At 62.0% G+C, this 16,845-nt stretch carries 9 protein-coding genes; 8 read left to right on the top strand and 1 reads right to left on the bottom strand.

Annotated features, from left to right (window positions below; genetic code table 11):
* Positions 1–95: 95 nt before the first annotated feature.
* The gene (mpl, locus tag GQA94_RS07240) at positions 96–1,445 is read right to left on the bottom strand and encodes a UDP-N-acetylmuramate:L-alanyl-gamma-D-glutamyl-meso-diaminopimelate ligase (RefSeq protein WP_158187376.1); all 1,350 of its coding nucleotides are present in this window, start codon (positions 1,443–1,445) and stop codon (positions 96–98) included.
* A gap of 203 nt (positions 1,446–1,648) precedes the next feature.
* Between mpl and exaC the strand changes: the two genes are divergently transcribed.
* The 8 genes from exaC (at position 1,649) to GQA94_RS07200 (ending at position 16,674) form a co-directional block, all read left to right on the top strand.
* Positions 1,649–3,169, top strand: a complete 1,521-nt coding sequence (gene exaC / locus GQA94_RS07235; protein WP_158187375.1) for an acetaldehyde dehydrogenase ExaC — start codon at positions 1,649–1,651, stop codon at positions 3,167–3,169.
* 206 nt (positions 3,170–3,375) lie between these two features.
* A complete protein-coding gene (eat, locus tag GQA94_RS07230; protein WP_158187374.1) occupies positions 3,376–4,824 on the top strand; it encodes an ethanolamine permease in 1,449 nt (482 codons plus the stop codon).
* An 81-nt stretch (positions 4,825–4,905) separates the two neighbouring features.
* Complete coding sequence (locus tag GQA94_RS07225; protein ID WP_158187373.1) at positions 4,906–6,300, top strand: ethanolamine ammonia-lyase subunit EutB; 1,395 nt, start codon at positions 4,906–4,908, stop codon at positions 6,298–6,300.
* A gap of 65 nt (positions 6,301–6,365) precedes the next feature.
* A complete protein-coding gene (gene eutC, locus GQA94_RS07220; protein ID WP_158187372.1) occupies positions 6,366–7,172 on the top strand; it encodes an ethanolamine ammonia-lyase subunit EutC in 807 nt (268 codons plus the stop codon).
* A gap of 137 nt (positions 7,173–7,309) precedes the next feature.
* On the top strand, positions 7,310–8,122 hold the full coding sequence (locus GQA94_RS07215) for a zinc-dependent peptidase (RefSeq protein ID WP_158187371.1): 813 nt from the start codon (positions 7,310–7,312) through the stop codon (positions 8,120–8,122).
* Between the two features lie 141 nt (positions 8,123–8,263).
* Positions 8,264–8,791 (top strand): inorganic diphosphatase, encoded by a 528-nt coding sequence (ppa, locus tag GQA94_RS07210; protein ID WP_158187370.1) that lies wholly within the window; start codon positions 8,264–8,266, stop codon positions 8,789–8,791.
* Positions 8,792–8,990: 199 nt separating this feature from the next.
* A complete protein-coding gene (locus tag GQA94_RS07205; protein WP_023443659.1) occupies positions 8,991–10,196 on the top strand; it encodes a tyrosine-type recombinase/integrase in 1,206 nt (401 codons plus the stop codon).
* 430 nt (positions 10,197–10,626) lie between these two features.
* Complete coding sequence (locus tag GQA94_RS07200; RefSeq protein ID WP_038661162.1) at positions 10,627–16,674, top strand: hypothetical protein; 6,048 nt, start codon at positions 10,627–10,629, stop codon at positions 16,672–16,674.
* Positions 16,675–16,845: the final 171 nt, after the last annotated feature.

Raw genomic sequence — 16,845 nt, 5'->3', positions numbered from 1 at the left:
GCTCCCAAAGCTGCTGCGCTTGCGTGTACGGCGTGGAATGCGGTGGCACCGAGCGGAATGCGGCCTCGGCACCGTATCGGCGGGAGGCGCCCGCCCTACTTCAACGCCTCAGCCAATTTGAGGTGCAGACCACCAAAACCACCATTGCTCATCACCACCACCTGGGTGCCCGCCGTGGCGTCGGCTTTCACCTTGGCGATGATCGACTCCAGCGAATCGCAGACCGTCGTCGCGACCGGCGAACCGGCCACCGTCGCCGCCAGATCCCAGCCGAGGTTGGCGGGCGCGTACCAGATGGCCTGATCCGCCAACGCCACCGAGTCGGCCAGGCCCTCCCGGTGCGCGCCGAGCTTCATGGAGTTGGAGCGCGGCTCGATCACCGCGATGATCGGCGTATCGCCGACGCGCTTGCGCAGCCCGTCGAGTGTCGTCGCGATGGCGGTCGGGTGATGGGCGAAATCGTCGTAAATGATCACCCCGCTCACCTGCGCGACCTTTTCCATGCGGCGCTTGACGCTGCGGAACTCGCTCAGCGCCTCGGCGCCCTGCTTCGGCAGGACACCCACATGACGCGCCGCCGCGAGCGTGGCCAGGGCATTGTTGACGTTGTGCTGCCCGGTCAATTCCCAATCCACCACGCCCTGCACGACACCCTCGAAGATCACCTCGAAACGCGAGCCGTCGGCACTGAGCAGATTGGCCTGCCATTGGCCGCCTTCGCCCGTGGTCTGTACCGGCGTCCAGCAGCCCATGCCGATCACGCGCTTGAGTGCGTGTTCGGATTGCGGATGAATGACCAGCCCCTCGCTGGGCACAGTGCGCACCACATGGTGAAACTGCCGCTCGATGGCGGCGAGGTCCGGGAAGATATCCGCGTGGTCGAACTCAAGATTGTTAAGAATCGCCGTTCGTGGACGGTAATGAACGAACTTGCTGCGCTTGTCGAAGAAGGCACTGTCGTACTCGTCGGCCTCGACCACGAAGAACGGCGTGCCGCCCAGGCGCGCTGAAATGCCGAAATTCTGCGGCACGCCGCCGATGAGAAACCCCGGGCTCATGCCGGCGTGCTCGAGCACCCAGGCAAGCATGCTGCTGGTGGTGGTCTTGCCATGGGTGCCGGCCGCCGCCAGTACCCAGCGCCCTTGAAGCACATGGTCTGCCAGCCACTGCGGGCCCGATACGTAGGGCAGGCCTTTGTTCAGTACATATTCAACGGCCGGGTTGCCGCGCGAAAGCGCATTGCCGATGACCACCAGATCCGGGGCCGGCTCGAGCTGGCTCGGCTCGTAGCCCTGGGTCAGCTCGATGCCCTGGGCCTGGAGCTGCGTGCTCATCGGTGGATAGACGTTGGCGTCGGAGCCGGTGACCCGGTGGCCCAGTTCCTTGGCGAGCACCGCGAGCGATCCCATGAAGGTGCCGCAGATGCCGAGAATATGAATGTGCATGAATGACCTCTGGAAAACGCCGCGCCAGGCAATCGGATCAGGCGGCTCAGCTGCGCCTCTCGGCGCCGAAAACTGCGGCGCAGATTAGCACAGCGCCGATCCGCCAGCCCCCGCGCCGCACGTCGCCTCGCCAACCGACGAACGGGCTTTGTTCTACGCTGGAACACAGCAGTCCCAACAATTACAAGACCCGGAGACTCACCATGCGTTACGCCCATCCCGGCAGCGAAGGCGCTGTCGTTTCCTTCAAAGCCCGCTACGGCAACTTCATCGGCGGCGAGTTCGTCGAGCCGGTCAATGGTCAGTACTTTACCAACCTGTCCCCGGTAAACGGCCAACCTATCGCCGAGTTTCCCCGCTCTGACGCCGCGGATATCGAAAAGGCCCTGGACGCCGCCCATGCTGCCGCCGATGCCTGGGGCAAGACGAGCGTGCAGGCGCGCTCGCTGATCCTGCTGAAGATCGCCGACCGCATCGAGCAGAATCTCGAACGACTGGCCATCACCGAAACCTGGGACAACGGCAAGGCGGTACGCGAGACACTGAATGCCGATATTCCGCTGGCGGCCGATCACTTCCGCTACTTCGCCGGCTGCATCCGCGCCCAAGAAGGCACCAGCGCTGAAATCGACGAACACACGGCGGCCTATCATTTTCACGAGCCGCTCGGCGTGGTGGGCCAGATCATTCCGTGGAACTTCCCGATCCTGATGGCCGCGTGGAAACTCGCGCCCGCCCTGGCGGCCGGCAACTGCGTGGTGCTCAAACCGGCTGAACAGACACCGCTGGGCATCACCGTGCTGATGGAACTCATTGGCGACCTGCTGCCCCCTGGCGTGCTCAATGTCGTGCAGGGCTATGGTCGTGAAGCCGGTGAGGCACTGGCCAGCAGCAAGCGCATCGCCAAGATCGCATTCACCGGCTCCACCCCGGTGGGCTCGCACATCATGAAGCGCGCCGCCGAAAGCATCATCCCGAGCACCGTGGAACTGGGTGGCAAATCGCCGAACATCTACTTCGAAGACATCATGCAGGCCGAGCCCACGTTTATCGAGAAAGCCGCCGAAGGCCTCGTACTGGGCTTCTTCAACCAGGGCGAAGTCTGCACCTGTCCGTCGCGGGCGCTGGTGCAGGAATCGATCTACGCGCCCTTCATGGATGCGGTGATGAAGAAGGTTTCGCAGATCAAACGCGGCGATCCGCTGGACACCGACACCATGGTCGGCGCCCAGGCCAGCCAGCAGCAGTTCGACAAGATCATGTCTTACCTGGAAATCGCCCAGCAGGAAGGCGCCGAGGTGCTTGCCGGTGGCGGCGTGGAGAAACTCGAAGGCAGTCTGGCGACCGGCTATTACATCCAGCCGACGCTGCTCAAGGGCACCAACAAGATGCGGGTGTTCCAGGAGGAAATCTTCGGGCCGGTGATCGGCGTGACCACCTTCAAGGATGAAGCCGAGGCGCTGGCGATCGCCAACGACACCGAGTACGGCCTCGGTGCGGGTGTCTGGACCCGCGATATCAATCGCGCCTATCGCATGGGCCGGGCGATCAAGGCCGGTCGCGTATGGACCAACTGTTACCACCTCTACCCGGCGCATGCAGCGTTCGGCGGTTACAAGAAGTCAGGCGTAGGTCGCGAAACCCACAAGATGATTCTCGACCACTACCAGCAGACCAAGAACCTGCTGGTGAGCTACGACATCAATCCACTGGGGTTCTTCTAGCGCGCTGAAAAAGTGCCCGCCCGCGCCTGATGGCGTCGGGCTGGTGCGCGTCGTGCCCGCACAGGCCGGTCGTCAGGCGTATCCAGGCATCCGTCGCTGGGCACAACGTTTGCACTCGACACTGCGAACGCTTCGTCGCCGCTGGCGGCAAGCATCGGCAGGTTTCCAGGTTCCAGCCGTACTCGACCCTTCAGAGGATGATTCCCATGGCTCTCGAACACAGCAGTGCGACACCCCCGACACGCACCATCGATTTCGAAGCAGTTGGCAGTGCCTATTTCAAGGAACGCGAACTCAAGAAAGGCGCCGCCGGTTGGGTGCTGCTGGTCGGCCTTGGCGTCGCCTATGTGATCTCCGGTGACTATGCCGGCTGGAATTTCGGGCTCGCCCAGGGCGGTTGGGGCGGGTTGTTCATCGCCACCTTGCTGATGGCGACGATGTACCTGTGCATGTGTTTTTCGTTGGCCGAATTGTCATCGATGATTCCCACCGCAGGCGGCGGTTACGGCTTTGCCCGTAGCGCTTTCGGCCCGCTGGGAGGCTTTCTCACCGGCACGGCGATCCTCATCGAATACGCCATCGCCCCGGCCGCGATCGCGGTGTTCATCGGAGCCTATTGCGAGTCCCTGTTCGGGATCGGAGGGTGGGCGATCTATCTGGCGTTCTACATTATTTTCATCGGCATCCACATCTTCGGCGTCGGCGAGGCGCTGAAGCTGATGTTCATCATCACCGCGGTCGCCGCGCTGGCGCTGGGCGTATTCATCGTCGCAATGGTGCCGCACTTCTCCGTCGACAAACTGCTGGACATCGCACCGACCACCGCCGCTGGCGCCAGCAGCTTTCTGCCCTATGGCTACGTTGGTATCTGGGCGGCGATACCCTACGCGATCTGGTTCTTCCTCGCGGTCGAAGGCGTGCCGCTGGCCGCCGAGGAAACCAAGGACCCGCAACGCGACATGCCGCGCGGGCTGATTGGCGCCATGCTGATACTGGTCGCCTTCGCCGGATTGATCCTGCTGGTCGGTCCCGGCGGCGCGGGCTCCAGCACCCTGGTGGCGTCCGGTAATCCGTTGGTCGAAGCCTTGACCACCGCCTATGGCTCGTCGACCTGGATGAGCGGCTTCGTCAACCTGGTCGGCCTGGCCGGCCTGATCGCCAGCTTCTTCTCGATCATCTACGCCTACTCGCGACAGATTTTCGCGCTGTCTCGCGCCGGTTACCTGCCTCGCAGGTTGTCGCTGACCAACAGCAACAAGGCGCCAGTCATGGCGCTGGTTATCCCCGGAGTCATCGGCTTCCTGCTGTCGCTGACCGGCCAGGGCGATCTGCTGATCCTGGTCGCCGTGTTCGGAGCAACCATTTCCTACGTCCTGATGATGGCCTCACACATCGCCCTGCGCGTGCGCCGTCCGGATCTGAAACGCCCCTACAAGACGCCCGGCGGCATGCTGACCTCGGGCGTCGCGCTCGTGCTGGCCTGCATCGCCGTGGTCGCCGGCTTTCTCGTCGACCCGCGAGTGGTCATTGCGGCCGCGATCATCTACGGCATTTTCATCGCCTACTTCGCGCTGTATAGCCGGCACCACCTGGTCGCCGGCACGCCGGAAGAGGAGTTCGCCGCGATCGAGAACGCCGAGGCATCGCTGCACTGACAGCGTTGTCCAACAGGTAGCCGACAAGGGCGGACATGGCAAAGGCGGCCGAACGACGGCCTGCGGACCGGGGGACAAGGCATGGCGGGATATACCCACAGCGTAGGCGGCACCCAGTGGCGATTCGACAGCCTGCGCGACGTGATGGCCAAAGCCAGCCCGGCGCGGTCCGGCGACGTTCTTGCCGGAATCGCGGCGGACAGCGATGCCGAGCGGGTCGCTGCGCAGATGTGCCTGGCGCAGATTCCGCTCAGGCAATTCCTTGAACACGCATTGATCCCCTACGAAACCGACGAGGTCACCCGCCTGATCATCGACGGCCACGACGCTCAGGCCTTCGCCCCGGTCAGCCACCTGACCGTTGGCGATTTCCGCAACTGGTTGTTGGGCGAAGACGCCAACGAAGCCTCACTGGCAGCGCTTGCGCCTGGGCTGACACCCGAAATGGTCGCTGCGGTATCGAAGATCATGCGCGTGCAGGACCTGATCCTGGTTGCGCAGAAGGTGCGCGTGGTCAGCCGTTTTCGCAACACCATCGGCCTACGCGGACGCATGTCTACCCGCCTGCAGCCCAACCACCCCACCGACGACGGCGCCGGCATCGCCGCCAGCATCGTCGACGGCCTGCTCTACGGTAATGGCGACGCAGTCATCGGCATCAACCCGGCTACCGATAGCACGAGCGGTATCTGCGAGCTGCTGAAGATGCTCGACGCCATCATCCAGCGCTACGAGATTCCGACGCAGGGCTGCATCCTCACCCATGTCACCACCTCCATCGAGGCGATCAACCGCGGCGCGCCGCTGGACCTGGTGTTCCAGTCCATCGCTGGCACCGAGGCGGCCAACGCCAGCTTCGGCATCAACCTGGCCTTGCTGCAAGAGGGCTACGAGGCCGGTCGCTCGCTCAAGCGTGGCACCGTCGGCGAAAACCTGATGTATTTCGAGACCGGCCAGGGCAGCGCACTCTCGGCCAACGCGCACCAGGGTGTCGACCAGCAGACCTGTGAAGCGCGCGCCTACGCAGTGGCTCGCCAGTTCAAACCGCTGTTGGTGAATACTGTCGTTGGCTTCATCGGCCCGGAGTACCTCTACAACGGCAAGCAGATCATCCGAGCCGGGCTGGAAGATCACTTTTGCGCCAAATTGCTCGGCGTGCCCATGGGCTGCGACATCTGCTACACCAACCACGCCGAAGCCGACCAGGACGATATGGACACCCTGCTGACCCTGCTCGGCACCGCCGGCATCAACTTCATCATGGGCATCCCCGGCTCCGATGACGTGATGCTCAACTACCAGACCACCTCCTTTCACGATGCGCTCTACGTTCGGCAGCTACTGGGACTCAGGCCGGCACCGGAATTCGAGGCGTGGCTGGCCAGGATGGAAATACTGCGCCAGGACGGAGGACGGCTACGGATGGGCGCGCAACTCCCACCCGCCTTTCGCCAGGCATTGGAGCGCATGGCGTGAGCGGCCAGGCCTTCCGCTACACCCGCGGGTTCGCCGGCCCGCCACTTTCATGAGGCGAGACCGCCATGAGCGATAAACCTACCGCCATCGCCAACCCCTGGCGCCACCTGCGCCAGCTGACACCGGCGCGAATCGCACTGGGCCGCGCCGGCGCCAGCCTGCCCACCGAAGCCCAGCTGGATTTCCAGTTCGCCCATGCCCAGGCGCGCGACGCCGTGCACCTCGCCCTGGATACCGAAGACCTGGCGGTGCAACTGGAGCAGCGTGGCTATCGCTGCCTCCCATTGCACAGCGCCGCGACAGACCGCGACACCTACCTGCAACGCCCCGATCTGGGTCGACGATTGAGCGATGAGTCAGCGGTACGGCTGAACGAACACGCGCAGCAGCACGGCGCCGGCTATGACCTGGCGATCGTGATCGCCGACGGCCTTTCCGCGCTGGCCGTGCAGCGTCACGCACTGCCCCTGTTGCAGCGCATCGAGGAACAGATCGAACAGGCTGACTGGAGCCTCGCCCCGATCAGCCTGGTGCGGCAGGGCCGTGTGGCGGTTGGCGATGAAGTGGGCGAGCGACTCAAGGCGAAGATGGTCGTCATGCTGCTGGGGGAACGGCCGGGCCTCAGCTCGCCGGACAGCCTCGGCCTGTACTTCACCTACGCGCCCAGGGTCGGATGCTGCGATGCCGAGCGTAACTGCATCTCCAACATCCGCCTTGAAGGCCTGAGCTACCCCCTCGCCGCACATCGTTTGATCCACCTGATGCGCGAAGCCTGTCGACGCCAGCTATCGGGGGTCAGGTTGAAGGACGAAGCGGACATGCTCAGCCTCGACCCGCATGCAGCCGGGCCGAGCAACTTCCTGTTGGGCTGAAAGCCCTCCGGCACCCGCGGCCGCCCGGCAGGTTCGGGCTTCCGTCATGCGAGCCGGTGCCAGAACGTCCCACCTGACGACTTGCCGCCAGCCATCGCCGCGCTTATGGTTTGTGCCTTCTGGCTGGAAGCTCCCTCATGTGGTCTTTTCGCGATTGGCGCCGCAAGCGCATCCTCACCCGTCTCGCCGTCGAACCCGCACTCTGGCAGCGCGTGCTCGACAGCCTGCCGATCCTCGACGGCCTGAACGCCGAAGAAACCGAACGGCTTCGCGAGCGCAGCATCCTGTTCCTGCATGCCAAGCGAATCACGGCCCTCGCCGGCGTGGAACTGACCATGGAGGACCGCCTACGGCTGGCAGCCCAGGCCCAACTGCCATTGCTTCACCTGGCCGACCTGAACTGGTACCAGGGCTTCCATGAGATCGTCATCTACCCGGGCGACTTCCACAGCCCGCAGAAACACCGGGATTCGGCCGGTGTGGTCCATGAATGGGACGGCGAACACAGCGGCGAAGCCTGGCTGCAGGGGCCCGTGATCCTCGCGTTGCCCGGCGTCCAGCAAAGCGGCGAGTGGGAAGGCTATAACCTGGTGATCCACGAGCTGGCACACAAGCTGGACATGCTCAACGGCGACGCCAATGGACTGCCACCCTTGCACCGCAGCATGCGCGTCGATATCTGGGCGAGCGCGATGCAAAGCGCCTACGACTCGCTCAATGCCATCCTGGACGCCCATCCCGCCGCCCACACCCCGATCGATCCGTATGCGGCTGAGAACCCGGCCGAATTCTTCGCCGTCACCAGCGAGTATTTCTTCGCCGCGCCGGATATGTTGCACCAGGCCTATCCCGAGGTTTATCGGCAATTGTCGGCGTTCTATCGTCAGGACCCACTGGCGCGCCTCAGGCAGCTGCAGCACAGCCACCAACAGTATGCGGAACCTCACTGACGGCGGACCGTCGAATACGCGCGCACCGGCACCGGGCAACGGTCGCGCCCTGTCGGCGTGGCAAAATGCCCGACACTGCGCCTATAATCGCGCCCACTTTTTCGCCCCCAGGCCGTCTCGGCCGACCACGGAGCCATGTTCATGAGCTACAGCAAAGTCCCGGCCGGCAAAGACCTGCCAAACGACATCTACGTCGCCATCGAAATCCCGGCCAACCACGCGCCGATCAAGTATGAAATCGATCACGACACCGATTGCCTGATGGTCGACCGGTTCATGGCGACGCCCATGTTCTACCCAGCCAACTACGGCTTCATTCCGCACACCCTGGCGGACGATGGCGACCCGCTCGACGTACTGGTCGTGACCCCGTATCCGGTGGCCCCAGGCTCGATCATCCGTGCCCGCCCGGTCGGCGTCCTGCACATGACAGACGAAGCCGGCGGTGACGCCAAACTGATCGCCGTACCGCACGACAAGCTGAGCCAGCTCTACGTCGACGTAAAGGAATACACCGACCTCCCAGCCCTGCTGCTCGAACAGATCAAGCACTTCTTCGAGAACTACAAGGATCTGGAAAAGGGCAAGTGGGTCAAGGTCGAAGGCTGGGGCAACGCCGAAGCCGCCCGCGCTGAGATCACCAAGGCTGTAGCGGCTTATCAAAAATAAGCCAATACCGCTAACGGAAAGCCGGCCACAAGCCGGCTTTTTTATTGCCCGAAGAAATCCAACAAGATCCTACAGCCCTAGTAAATAAGCGGCTTACAGCTTAGCATCCATCCCAAGACATCCAGTAGCCACCTATAAAATCCGCGACCAAGGTGTGGGTCAGAGTGTGGGTTGAGGGGTGTGGGTTTGAGGAGGAGCAATGGGTAAGCTAACCAGCAAGACAGTGGAGTCGATCGCCAAAGCTGCCACGCCAGGAAAAACCAACGATGGCGACGGCCTGTACTTCCAGGTATCCAAGAGCGGCGGCACAAGCTGGATCTTTCGCTACAAGCTGGACGGCCGAAGCCGCGAAATGGGGCTAGGCCCCTTCCCTGCCGTCACACTCGGCCAAGCCCGACAGTTGGCCGCCGACCAACGCAAGCTCCTAGCCTCCGGAAGCGACCCACTCGCAGCCCGCGACGCGGCAAAAGAAGCCAAGCGCGAGGCCGAACGCCAAGCCGCAGCACGTCGCATGACGTTCGAGGATCTCGCTCGCGAATACCAGCAGGCACACGGCGGCAGCTGGTCTGAGAAATGGCGGAAAGGCTGGCTACGCAAACTGGAGCTCTACGCTTTTCCAACCATGGGCAACCTGTCTGCTGACATCATCAGTACCGAGCATGTGCTTGCTGCATTGCAACCCATCTGGGCAACCAAGACCCGTACCGCTGATGAAGTCCGGGGCCAGATCGAGCAAATACTGGATGCAGCCAAGGCTCGGCGCTTACGCGAGGGGGACAACCCTGCCCGCTGGCGCGGACACCTGGACAACTTGCTGAGCAAGGCAGAGAAGAAGAAGGCCAGGCAGCGCCAGCACTTCCCAGCACTGCAATGGAAAGACACTCCGAAGCTGATAGCCGCTCTAGCCAACATCGATACACGTGACGCCATCGCAACCAGGCTGCTGATTCTGACCGGTGCTCGTTACCACATGATCCAACATGCTCAATGGTCCGAGTTTGACCTCGAAGCTGGCACCTGGGCACTTCCGGCTGAGCGCATGAAAATGCGAAAACCTTTCGTCATCCCACTGTCGCCCCAGGTAGTCGAGATGCTAAAGACCATGAATAAGACTCATTCAATCTATCTTTTCCCTGGGCAAGGGAAGAACGGCGTCATGCATGGCAACGCAGTTCGCAACCTACTGCACAAGCTAGGGCATGCAGACATCACGAGGCACGGCTTTCGATCGACCTTCCGGGACTGGGCAAACGAATGCACCAACTACCCGCGAGAGGTTTGCGAACTTGCGCTTGCGCATGACGAACGCGACCAGACCGAGGCAGCCTATTCACGCTCCGATCTTCTGGAGAAGCGCAGAGCTCTGATGGCAGACTGGGCAGATTTCTGCACAAGCCTGCAATGAGGAGGTTCGCATCAAGGGACTACATCGAACGCAGACGCCCGATGATGACCTGATGGAGTGAGCACATTCAGCAAGCAGCTACCGGCAATCTTTCGATGTCAGCTATCAAGGAAAGTCGGGACAGAAAGGTCGTTTCGATACGCTGATTAGTGCCAACTACCGTTAAGCAGACGGTAGTAACAGGCAGCAACCGGCCACGACCTGTCGCTCGAATTTCCTGACTGAACGGCAGGAATAGGCGATGTTAGTCATTCACGCCCCATCTCGTGAATGACCGCTTCGATTGGAGCTGGCCAGGCTTCGTTTCAGAGCAACGCTCAATGACTTAGCCGCATCTACCGTCTGTTGCTGGACGCCTCGGGTTATGCTGAAGCAGTTTTCTTGGTATCAGTTGGCGTCAACTACCTAATCCATTCACATGGCTCCAAAAATGTCCAAGAAACCGAATCCATCAACCTCTGTAGCTCCTGCAACTGCGCCGGCGGAAGGTGAACGTCGAGCACTCCGTGGATACATTGGCCAGTACGAGCGGGCGGGCGCTGCCATTTATGCTGCGCTCGAGCGCGACGAGCTGCTCTGGATCGGCGTCGCAGACCGCAACGCGGGTATTGCCGACGACTTGGTGCTCGGTTTCGATGGGGTGGTGGTCGGTCACCAGTTCAAGACGTCCAAGTTCCCAGGCACTTTCACTGTTGAGACGCTGTTTACTGGTGCCAACGGCCTGTTGAGGCCCCTGGTTCATGCTTGGCAGTGCCTGCGCAAGGACAACCCGAGAAGCCGGGTCGAGATTCGCCTGGTTGTTAATGACTTTCCGTCGATTACTGACAAGCCAGGCGATGGCACGCCGCCCCACAGCGCGGCATTTCTTGAGCAACTCCAACAGCATCCAAATCGGCCGCTAGCGGATTGGTACACGCAGGAATGGAGTCGACTGATCAACCACCTGCGCCGTGAAGCCGGCCTGGACGATGACGACTTCGAATTTTTTTTGCACAGCCTCCGTGTGGTGTGCGGAGCTGCGGCGGACTTCATCCAGTCGCACAAATTGAACGCCGAGCAGGCGCGGCAGGCATCCGAGATTGCAAGCGTACTGCCCAAGCTAGTCGCCGATGCCCGCGACAAAGACAGGTGGACGCGTGACGAGCTGCTTCGTGAGCTTGGCTGGCGCGATCCCTCCAAGACGCTGCTCATCCACCGGTTCCCAGTCGGCGCCTATGTTCAGCGCAACCGTGATACTGAGGCCAAGCTGCTAGCCGCGCTGCATGCCGCCGACCAGGGCTACGTCTCACTCATAGGACCGCCTGGCTCCGGGAAGTCCACTCTCCTGCAGGTTGCGCTGGCCACTGAGGCTAATATCCGGCTCGTTCGCTACTTGGCGTACGTGCCAGGTGCTGCTCAAGGCGTGGGTCGCGGGGAGGCCGACAACTTCCTGACTGACGTCGGCACGCAGTTACGCAACAGCGGTTTGGTTGGACTTCGTCTTCGCGACGACTCGCTGCATGAGCGCCGAGAGCAGTTCGGCGTCCTGGTACAGCAGGCTGGTGAACGCTTCGACCGCGACGGGATCCGAACAATCATCGTCGTCGACGGGCTCGACCATGTGCCTCGCGAAGAGCGGCCGACCAATTCGCTTCTGGGCGAGCTGCCTCTTCCCGCTGCCATCCCCAACGGGGTTGTGTTCATCCTCGGCACGCAGCGGCTGGATCTCGCGAATCTGAAGCCCGCAGTAAGAGAGCAAGCGGAGAAAAGCGAGCGACAGGTTCTCATGGGACCTCTCGGCCGCGAGGAGGTCGCCCGGATGGCAGAGGCGCTTGGCCTGCCTGCCGAGATTCCAAGATTGGATCTAAGCAATCTATCGCATGGCCACCCGCTGGCAACGCGCTACTTAATTCATGCGCTGTTGCACGCGGACGAAGCCGGCCGTAAGCACCTTCTCAGCGGTGGGATGCCGTTCGACGGCGATATTGAGACCGTGTACACCGCTGCTTGGCGCGAGATCGCAAGCGATGTCGATGCCATGGACGTGCTGGGCTACATCGCTCGTGCTGAGGCACCTGTGGACCTGCGGCTGCTGGCCACAATGGTCAAGGAGTCCGCGATTGAACGCGCTCTGATCGTTGCACGGCACCTGCTCCGTAGTTCATCCCAGGGGTGGAGCGTCTTCCACAACAGCTTTCGGCTGTTCGTCATCGCTCAACCTCGAACCCGCCTCGGAAGCGTCGATGCCGAATACTCGCAGCGCGTGTACCGCGACCTCGCCCAGTTGGCGAAGAACGCGCCGCCCGAATCGGCGCAGTACTGGCTTGAGTTGCGCTACCGCGCCCGTGCCGGCGACGGTGCCGATGTACTTGCGCTGGCGATGCCCGCTCGCTTCAGGCAGCAACTGGCTGACGGGCGTTCTATCGCCGAGATCCACGCCGATATCCGCCTGGCTCTGCTGGCAGTGCGTGGAACGCACGATGCGACCGCCTTCTCACGGCTGCTGCTGTGTCGTGACGAAGTGGGGCGGCGGGAAACTGCCCTTGAGTACGCCAACCAGCTTCCGCTGGCGATGCTAGCGGTTGGGGACATTGATGCAGCCCTGGCCTTCGTGCAGTACTTCCCCAGCCAGGGCTACGAGATCGTCGACGCCCTGTTAGCGCGAGGGGACTTCGAGCGGGCGAAGGAACTGTTTGAAAGCCTCGAGCCACTGTCGCAGCTCCATACGTCCAAGTTCCAGAACCACGGGCACGACCACAACATAACGGAATTCGAGAGGTGGGCAAGGCGCGCCGTCCACTTCCGAGACACCGAGCAGATCCAGATAGCGATTGACCACCTCGCCGCAGAGGGGCTACGCCAGCCCGAAAAGGTGGATCCGCAAACTGTCGCCGCGCTGCAACTGCATCTGAGGAGGGAAGCCGCAGAGGCGATGCTCCTTCAGAAGGTTGGCGCCGATCCACAAGACCTCTGCAGCAAGCTCGGGGTAGCCAACGAAGACAAACCTTCGGTGATGGTTCACGCAGGTCTTGTGGCCAGTCGGCGTGGCGACGTTGCGCAAGCGCTTGCCCTGTTTGATGCTGCCGCCGCCCTTCCTGGCTTCGTAGAGGTACCCAACGGCTACCGACGCCGGATGGCACTAATTGCATTCGAAGCTGACCGTCGTTACCTAGCCGAGGCCCTGTTCGACAAGCTGGTCGCACCGATGATCTCTATGTGCGACGACGAGACGGACCTGGCTGGGCTGGGTAATCTGGTCGGTGCGGTGATGCATCACGCGAGGCTTTGCACGCTGCTCAATAAGCCGCTGCCAAGCGCGATACCGTCGAAGCACACCTTCCTTCATCCGTTTCAGCAGCACGCCTCGACGATAGGCGTGCTTCTAGGTCGCGCCGCCGTCGACAACGCGTCCGTGCCGGCCGGCAGCATCCAGGACGAAGCCCGCATTGCCCTTGGGTACGTCCTACGTCTGACATCAGAAGGCGGCAGCGAGTCATATCGCATCCAGCAGGCCTTCAAAGCGATCCCCATGCTCGTGCCAGCGCTGCTGAGGCTCGGCGCCAAGCGCGGCGAGACTGAGTACCGTGCGGTACTTCGGGAAATTGACGCAGCCATCGCCTCATCGACGCTGGGGGGCACTGCGTACCTGCGACGCAGATTGGCCGTCGATGCGTATAGGGTTGACGGTGACCGGGTGGCGGCCGTCGATCGACTCAACGCACTCGTGGCGGAGCTTCAGGAGAGCACGCCGAGCGAGCAGATCAACGGGTTGGCCGATCTGGCCATCGCGTTGGCTGCGGTCGGGGACTTAGAGCGGGCCAAACAGTTGCTGGCGACGGTTCCCGAGCAATGCCTTGGCTACGCGTTGGCCCCCAAGAAAGACCCGCAGTACGCAATCTGGCGAGACATCCTGGTCCTTGCGAACGCCGCTGACCCGGAGAACCGTGTCAAGCGAGTATCGACCTTAATGCGCCAGGTCGGCGGCATGACCGAAACGGAAGGGTCGTCGGCCGCGCATCGTTTGACGATGTCGCTAATCGAGGAAGCGACGCAGGTCGGACCTCGCTTCGGCTTCGAGGTGTCAAAGACACTGGCGGATTGGAATCTGATTGGCTGGCCGAACCGTGTTGACCTGCTCATGACGGGGATGGTGCGGCGAAGCCCTGAACTCGTCTTGGCTTGCGCGACGGTCTGGTGCGGTCTGTGTCTGCCGTTCTACATGGAACCGTACTACCGGGACCCGCACCACGTCGGTGACTTCATCGACATCGCCGCCGACGCCGCGGGACCTATACAGATTGAACCGCTCGCGCGGATGTTTTTGGCGGTGATCGAGGTAGCCAGCAGGGCACACGAGAGGGTCGGACTGCTCCAGCGCCTTCGCACCGCTGCCGGAAGACATGGGTTTTCATCTGCCGAGCTCGACGCCGCCGTAGCCCGGTGGACGTCAGAAGCGCCGGAACCTCGACACTCGTATACGCCAAGCAAGTACGACTCGGAGACCACTCTCGAGCAGCTTGAGCGCGCGTTTGAATCGGATGGCGACGAACTGAACTACAACGCCCCGTACCGTTTCAGAGATCTGGCCGAGACGGCCCCGCTTCATATGGCGCGGAGGATATTTGAGCGCTGGCAGGTCTTGCAGGACGACGCGCGCTGCCGCTTCCTGATGGTTAAAAGGTTGGCTGCGGCGGGGGAGGTCGAGTACGCCAAGAAGCTGATGCAAGGCTACGAGTCAGGCAAGGACCCCTGGAGTTCCTGGAGCCAGTGGATGGGTGGCGGTAAGTTCTTCTACTTTGAGGCGAAGAAGCTCTTGCAGGGACCATCCACATGCCCAGCCGCCTTCGAGAACATTGTCGATTCAGTAACGGCGGGCCAGGAGAACACCCAGTCACTGCTGACAGAGCTGGATTCGATACTGCCGGTAATCAGCGCGACGCCGGATTGGCCGGCCATCTGGTCGTTACTTGAGGAGCAGATGGCCTGCACTCGCGAGTTCCAGCTGGGGCGACCCTTCCAGCCGAGCGAGCTACCGCTCAGCGACACGGAACTTTTGGAGGATCTGCTGCACTTTGCCTATCGGCTGCCCGTTGCAGAAGTTCAGCGACACGCACGCAATTGCACGTTGAGCCTGGCAAGGCAAGCCGGACTTGGCCAAGCTTTGTTCAAGTCCCTTATGCGGCGACTTATAGCCGGCGAATTAGATGCCCCCTTGCATGCGCTCGGAACTCTGCTGGCTGCTGACAGCGCGGACCTTGCCCCCGAGTTGGGCAGCGCCGTGGCTGCGTTGGTCAGTCACCGTGACATTGCGGTGGCAGAGTCAGCCGCGCTCTTGTCGCATCGGTGGAGGCAGGCTGTCCCCTTGGACGCGATACCACTGCCGCTTTTCTATCGCCTTGAACTCGAGCACCCGCCAGAGGGTGACCAGGCATTCACGGACGAAAGAACTGGTGCAATGCGCGTCGAGTCGCCGCTTGGCTGGACCGAGATGTTGCGCTCGACGGCACGTCACATCGCGAAGGCGGCAGGCATTGAGGAGATGACAGTCCGCCGACGCGCGGCGATGTTCATCCAGGATTGGGGTGGACTTGAGGCATTCGGGCCCTCTGGCACCAAAAGGCTTGAGACTCAGCTTCGCGTGCTCGACATGCAGATCACTTACCTGAAGCCCCACGCCTACATTGCCCTTGCCGCACTTCGCCACGTCGCAGGAGAACTGCGGCTGGCCGGCAAATTGAAAGGCAGCGACATGCTCACGCTTTTGGAACGTTTGGGCTGCCCGCTTCCGCCTCGACCGCTGAAGCTCCCACGAGGGCGCCCCGAGTGGATCCGAATGCCGCTGTTGAACCGAAGTGCGGGTTGGTCCGAGCGAGAACGGAAATGGATTGACGAAGTCGACGGTGATGTTGCCCCCTTCCCAGCAGACAGCCACGGCCAAGTCGTGGCCGAAGTATCCCGCTTCAAGATTCTCAAGCCACGGCTGTCGGAGCACCGTCTCTACCGCTTTAGAGCACCCTCGGCAGAGATTGACAGTGAAGACTTCGACGACTGCTATGCCAGGCTGCCCATCGCTGTTTGGCTTGGCCAGTACTTCGCATTTGACAATGATCTGGCGCCAACGCTGGTAAGGAAAGTTGTTTGCTCGGTGGACATGGGCTTTGACGCAGCGGCCTATTCGTTCGCTTTGTGCCCGAACTGGGTGAAGCGGCTTCGCTGGAGCGCGCATGACGAGGAGCCCAGCGTCTTCCTCGACCCGAGCGGCGCTGTGGTCGCAAGGCTCTGCTGGTGGCGTGATGCTGGCCCGGTTGATATCGATGCGGAGTCCCTGTGGGGAGAGGGTTGCTACCTCGTCCTGACGTCATTAGGCATCGAACAGGTCACCACTGCCCGTGGGAAGCCGGACCTTGACATCAGCGTGTTCGCAAGCAGGCAGATCAAGCAACCGAGCAGCTACGGGGAGTCTCTCTTGAAGACGGCGAAGAACGGTTACTCAATCTAAGCCATGCAGATTCAGTGGCGATGTCAAGCGAGAGTGGCCGTGCTGGCTTGAGCTGGCTGTCCCGGAGGGCTGCTTCCGGTCGGTGGCTAGCGTTCATAGTACCCTAACGATTGATCGCTCCCGCTGCGTAGCAGCCATCGGACTTTCCAAATCGAACTTCTGCTTTGGGGC

Origin of the sequence: Stutzerimonas stutzeri (assembly GCF_009789555.1) — a bacterium.
Classification (GTDB): Bacteria; Pseudomonadota; Gammaproteobacteria; order Pseudomonadales; family Pseudomonadaceae; genus Stutzerimonas; species Stutzerimonas stutzeri_R.
Note: the sequence above shows the minus strand (reverse complement) of the source record. Positions and strands in the feature narration are given on the sequence as shown.

Excerpts from the sequence above, each read along its gene's own strand:
- GQA94_RS07200 (WP_038661162.1), top strand. The coding sequence starts at position 10,627 with ATGTCCAAGAAACCGAATCCATCAACCTCTGTAGCTCCTGCAACTGCG.
- eat (WP_158187374.1), top strand. The coding sequence starts at position 3,376 with ATGGCTCTCGAACACAGCAGTGCGACACCCCCGACACGCACCATCGAT.
- GQA94_RS07215 (WP_158187371.1), top strand. The coding sequence starts at position 7,310 with ATGTGGTCTTTTCGCGATTGGCGCCGCAAGCGCATCCTCACCCGTCTC.
- GQA94_RS07205 (WP_023443659.1), top strand. The coding sequence starts at position 8,991 with ATGGGTAAGCTAACCAGCAAGACAGTGGAGTCGATCGCCAAAGCTGCC.
- mpl (WP_158187376.1), bottom strand. The coding sequence starts at position 1,445 with ATGCACATTCATATTCTCGGCATCTGCGGCACCTTCATGGGATCGCTC.
- GQA94_RS07225 (WP_158187373.1), top strand. The coding sequence starts at position 4,906 with ATGGCGGGATATACCCACAGCGTAGGCGGCACCCAGTGGCGATTCGAC.
- ppa (WP_158187370.1), top strand. The coding sequence starts at position 8,264 with ATGAGCTACAGCAAAGTCCCGGCCGGCAAAGACCTGCCAAACGACATC.
- eutC (WP_158187372.1), top strand. The coding sequence starts at position 6,366 with ATGAGCGATAAACCTACCGCCATCGCCAACCCCTGGCGCCACCTGCGC.
- exaC (WP_158187375.1), top strand. The coding sequence starts at position 1,649 with ATGCGTTACGCCCATCCCGGCAGCGAAGGCGCTGTCGTTTCCTTCAAA.